Annotated in this window: 1 protein-coding gene; it reads right to left on the minus strand. The window is 71.8% G+C overall.

Features of this window, described 5'->3' with window-relative positions; genetic code table 11:
- The coding region (locus LI94_RS23975; protein WP_046302303.1) for a hypothetical protein at nt 1-5,529 on the minus strand (5,529 nt) is incomplete at both ends.

Here is a 5,529-nt window from a genome sequence, read left to right on the forward strand (position 1 = left end):
GCTGCCGGTCGTGTCGCCGAACACGGTGCCGTAGCCGCCCAGGATGTAGCCGCCGCCACCGGAGCCGCCCTTGCCCCCGTCGAGGCCGTCTCCACCAGCACCGCCGGTACCCGTTCCGGTCGCCGTGGCACTACCGGCGCCGCCGGTGCCGTAAGCCGTCACCGAGCCCGCGGCACCGGCACCACCGGTGCCACCGCCGGTGGCGTTGCCCCCGGCGCCGCCGTTGGCGTTGCCGGCGGTGACGACTCCACCACCGAGCGCTTCGACCGCCGCGCTACCGCCGGCACCGCCCTTACCGCCGTCGGTACCGCCACCGCCGTTGCCGCCGGTCGCGACGCCGCCAGTCACCACACCGCCGTCGGTGGCGCTCACCGTGGCCCCGCCCGCGGCGCCACCCTGGCCACCATTGGCGTCGCCGGCGCCGGCGGTACCGCCGGTCGCGGAGCTGTTGGTGATGCTGCTGCCACCGCTAGCGCTCACCGTGCCGGTGCTGCCGTTGGCACCGGTGGCGCCATTGCCGACACCGCCGTCGCCGCCGGTAGCTGTAGCACCGCTGATTTCAGTGCGGGTACCCACCGGTAGTGAGTCGCTGGTGGAACCTTGAACGAGGACATTGCCGCCCTTGCCGCCGGTACCGCCGTTGATCGCGTTGCCACCGTTGCCAGCGGTCGCGGTGCCATCGACGTGGGCCCGGGGGCCGCCGTTGAGCTGGGCGTCGCCACCGTTACCACCGGTACCGCCACTGCCGTTGGCGTCACCACCGTTACCACCGTTACCGGCAGTCACAGTGCCACTGACGGTGCCGCTGTAATCGTCGAGGTTATTTGGCGGGTTGCCGGCGTACATGCCTTCGAGGTTCGCGCGGCCACCGCTGCCACCCTGGCCGCCGGCACCGATACCGTCACCCCCTCTGCCGCCTTGGACGGTGCCGCCGGTGATGGTGCCCCTGTGGCTGCCATTGCTCAGGACGTAAGCGGTGCCGCCGGCACCACCCTTGCCACCGTCGAAACCATCACCACCGTTGCCGCCGGTGGCATTAGCGGTGGTGTTACTGCCGTTCTGGGAGCCGAGGCCGCCGTAGCTGGCGTTGCCGCCCTTGCCTCCGTCGTAACCGTTGCCACCGTTGCCACCGATGGCGGTGCCGCTTGAAACGGCCGATTGGGCATTGATCAAGCCCTCGCGGCCGTTGCCGCCGCTGCCGCCATCGATACCGTCACCGCCCCTGCCGCCGATCGCGACACCGTTCTCGGTCTTAGCGGCGCCATAACCTGACGTCCAGAGCTGATGAGCGCCGTAGCCGCCGTTGCCGCCGATCCCGGCGTTGCCGGTCCCACCATCACCACCAACCGCAACACCATTAGTGATCGTGGTGCCTTGTGCTGCGTTGTACGAGAACAGCCACCCGAAGTTGCCGTCACCGCCCTTACCGCCGTTCAGGCCCTCACCTCCGTTACCGCCGGTGGCGCTGCCGGAGTGCGTGGCGCTGGGGGCATCCGCACTGATCTCGGCCCAGCCGCCATTGCCGCCGGTGCCACCGGACTCAGCATTGCCACCACTGCCACCGGTGGCGCCGGCCTGCTGCCCGGCGATCGAGTTGGTCACGATGCCAGCCGCCGTGCCGCCATTCAGGGCTTCGATAGTGCCGTCGGCACCATTGCCACCCTTGCTGCCGACCCCGTCGCCATCACCGCCGTTACCACCGGTAGCCGGACCGCTGGCCTTACTGCCAACACCGTCGGCCGTCACGAGGCCGTTGCCCGCTTTACCGCCCTGGCCGCCGTTGAGGCTGTTGCCGCCTTCGCCACCACCAGCAGATGCGCCCGCCACAGCACCGCCGTTGGTAGCCGCTATCGTGCCGCTGCCACCGGCACCGGCGTTGCTGCCACTGCCCGCATTCCCACCCGTGGCATGACTGTCGGTCACGCTGCTGTTCGTGCCGGTAGCCGTAACCGCAGCCGTACCACCAGCGACGGCGCCATTGGAGTCACCCGCGGTGGCGCTGCTGTTGGTGATCACCCCGCCGTCAGTGGCAGTCAGACTGCCGTCCTGGCCGGCACCGCCGTTACCCAGGGCACCGCTGCCGCCGTCGCCACCGGACGCGGCACCACTGGCCGCACTGTCAGCCCCGTCGGCCGACACCGAACCGTTGCCGCCGGCGCCACCGGTGCCCACGCCGGCATCGCCGCCGTCACCGCCGACCGCGCCCGCGCCCGCTCCGTGAGCCGATCCGCCGTTGGTACCGCTGACCGTAGCCGAACCGCCCGCACCTCCAGCCTTACCGGTCGCGGTCGCGGTGGCGTCACCTCCTGCACCACCGGCGCCACCGGTGGCCGCACCACCGGCCGTGCCGTTGTCGGCGATCACGGTGGCGTTGCCGCCGACACCGCCGGCACCGCCGATCCTGGCGGCGCCGAAGCCGTCGCCGCCGTTTCCACCGGCACCACCGGTAGCCGACGTGGTGTCCTGGCCACCCACAACGGTGTTGGTCACCACGCCACCGTTGTGCGCCTCAATCGACGCGTCGCCACCGTTTCCTCCGATGCCACCGTTGGCGGTGGCGCCGATGTTGCCCACGACACCGCCGGCACCACCGGTCGCGGTACCACCCTGCACGGTGCTCGCACCATCAGCCGAGACCGTCGCCGCGCCACCATTTCCGGCGGCGGCAGTAGCCACACCGCCCACGGCACCCGCACCACCGATCGCTGTGCCCGTAGCAGTGCTGGTGTCCGAAGCCGTCACCGTCGCGGCACCGCCCTTGCCGCCGACCCCGCCGGCCTTGACCGACGAGGCAGCACCGCCGTCGCCACCGCGACCGCCGGTGGCCGCACCATCGGCGGTACCACCGTTAGCCGTGATCCTGCCGTCGGCCCCGGCGCCGCCCGCGCCACCGCCGAAGGCCGCGGTGGCGGCACCACCGTCACCACCGTCACCACCGGTAGCGGCACCACTTGCGGTGCCACCATCAGCGATGACGCTGGCGCTACCCCCAAGGCCACCGGCACCGCCGGCTTTGCCGCCCACGGACGCACCGCCGCTACCGCCGCTACCGCCGGTAGCCGTGGTGGTGTCCTGGCCGTCTCCACCAACTGTGTTGGTAACAGTGCCACCGTTGCGCGCCTCGATGGACGCGGCACCGCCGTTTCGGCCCTGGGCGCCGTTACCCCCGCCGCCGCCGTCGCCGCCGGTCGCGGTGCCACCCTGAACGGTGCTGTTGCCATCTGCGGAGATCGAGGCCGCGCCGCCAGCTCCGACAGAGCTACCGGTCAGGCCGCCGTTAGCCCCGGCGCCACCGATCGCCGTGCCCGTCGCGGTGCTGGTGCCCGATGACGTCACCGTCGCGACTGCGCCCGCGCCACCGGCCCCGCCGGCCTTGTCGACGCTGGCGTCGCCTCCGGCGCCTCCCGCGCCGCCGGAGGCCGAACCACCGGCGGTGCCACCAGTGGTAGCCGTGATGCTGCCGGCGCCGCCCACACCGCCAGTGCCTCCGACACCGCCCGTATTCGCATCGCCACCGCCGCCGCCGGCACCACCGGAGGCGGCGCCACTGGCCGTTCCCCCGTCGGCCGTGATTGTCGCCTTGCCACCGTTAGCGCCGTTGCCTCCGGCAAAGCTCCCGGACGCCGCCCCGCCATCGCCGCCGTTTCCGCCAGTCGCCGTGGTGGTGTCCTTGCCATCGCCGTCAATGCTGTTGGTGACGATCCCACCGTTGCGTGCCTCGATGGTTGCGGCTCCTCCGGCGGCACCCCTACCGCTGTCGCCGTCACCACCGGCGCCTCCGGTCGCCGCGCCACCCTGAACGGTGCTGGCTCCCTCCGCCGAGATCGTCGCCGCACCACCGGCGCCTGCCAAGCCACCAGTCAAGCCGCCCATGCCGCCGGCTCCACCGATCGCTGTGCCGTTAGCGCTGCTGGCCCCTGAAGCCTTGACCTCCGCAGCGCCCCCCGACGCGCCATTGGCCCCGGCTTTGTCGACGCCCGCATGGCCGCCGTCACCGCCGGATCCGCCGCTGGCGGTACCGGACACCGTGCCTCCGTCGGCCGTCAGCCTGCCCGTGCCACCGTTTCCACCGTTGCCTCCCGCACCGCCGGCGTTTCCAGCACCACCGTCTCCGCCTGTGCCGCCAGTGGCCTGACCGCTAGCATTGCCACCGTTTGTGGCGCTGATGGTCACGGCACCACCAGTTCCGCCCTTCCCGCCGGCGCCGCCGTCGATGAGGTTGCCCCCGAGGCCGCCCTTTCCACCGGCGGCCACCGAGTCGGACACCTTGCCGCCCGTGTTCGCTGTGATGGCGGCACTCCCGCCGCTGCCGCCAGCGCCACTACCGGTTCCACCGGTACCGCCGGCACCCCCGAGACCGCCGGTCGCGGTGCTGCTGAGGACCTCACCTCCGTTGGCCGTGATGGTGGCCGAGCCGCCCAAGCCAAAGCCTGCCTGGCCGTCCGCACCAATGGCCTCTGAGCCGGTCACTTTGCCGCCATTACTGACAGTGATGTCCCCGCGTCCACCGGCACTCGCGCCACCTGCATGGCCACCAGTGGCGTGACTGTTGATGATTTGGTCATTACCACTGCCCGGGTCAGCGTTGTCAGCGCCGGCGAAGGCCGTTGCGCGGCCGCCGCGCGCGCCATCGACGCCGTCAGTGCTGTCGCCACCCCGACCGGCAGACGAGGAACTGTCGGTGATCGTGCTGTTGTCCGAGTTCGTCTGCACGTAGGCCGCGCCGCCGATCCCGCCGCTCAGCCCGTCCGTGCCGGTGCCGCCGTCGCCACCGTTCGATTGACCACCGGTGATCGTTGAGTTTTCGCCCAGCGCGCGAACCCAGCCCAGCCCGCCGTCGCCGCCCTTGCTGCCAACTCCGACGCCGTCACCGCCGCTGCCACCGTAGGCTTGGCCGCCAGCCTGGGCACCGTCCGCCAGTGCCGACACCTGGCCACCGGTGCCGTTGCCGCCAGTACCACCATCGAGGCCATCACCACCCGAGCCTCCGACCGCGGTACCCGAGGCCACTGAGCCGTTACCGCCCGCCATAACGGCACCGTTACGCGCGATACCGCCGGTACCGCCACCGGTCGCGTTGCCACCGGCACCGCCAGTCGCAGTACCGGACGCGGTTCCACCATTGCCGCCCAACCCACCGGGTTGGCCGTCACTCCAGGCCGCCTGGATACCGCCGGTGCCGCCGGCACCGCCGACACTGCCGGCACCCGTGGCGTTGCCACCGACCCCACCGGTCGCCGTGCCGGACGCGTCACCGCCGGTCCCGTAGCCCTCTAGGCCGGCATAAACCGCCCCGGCACCGCCGACACCACCAACGCCGCCATCGCTACCCGTGCCACCACTGGCCCCGGTGGCCGTCGCGTCATGAACGACGCCGCCCTGTTCAGCAAGCGCGAAGCCGGCACCGCCGGCACCGCCGGTACCACCGTCGCTGCCAGCACCACCGTTGCCGGCCGTCACGTTTGCCTCATCCACCGTTCCGCCGGAGTTCGCCAGCACGTAGCCGGCGCCACCCCTGTCTCTTATACA

The sequence above is a fragment of the Mycobacterium sp. UM_Kg27 genome, from assembly GCF_000972905.1.
Lineage (GTDB): Bacteria > Actinomycetota > Actinomycetes > Mycobacteriales > Mycobacteriaceae > Mycobacterium.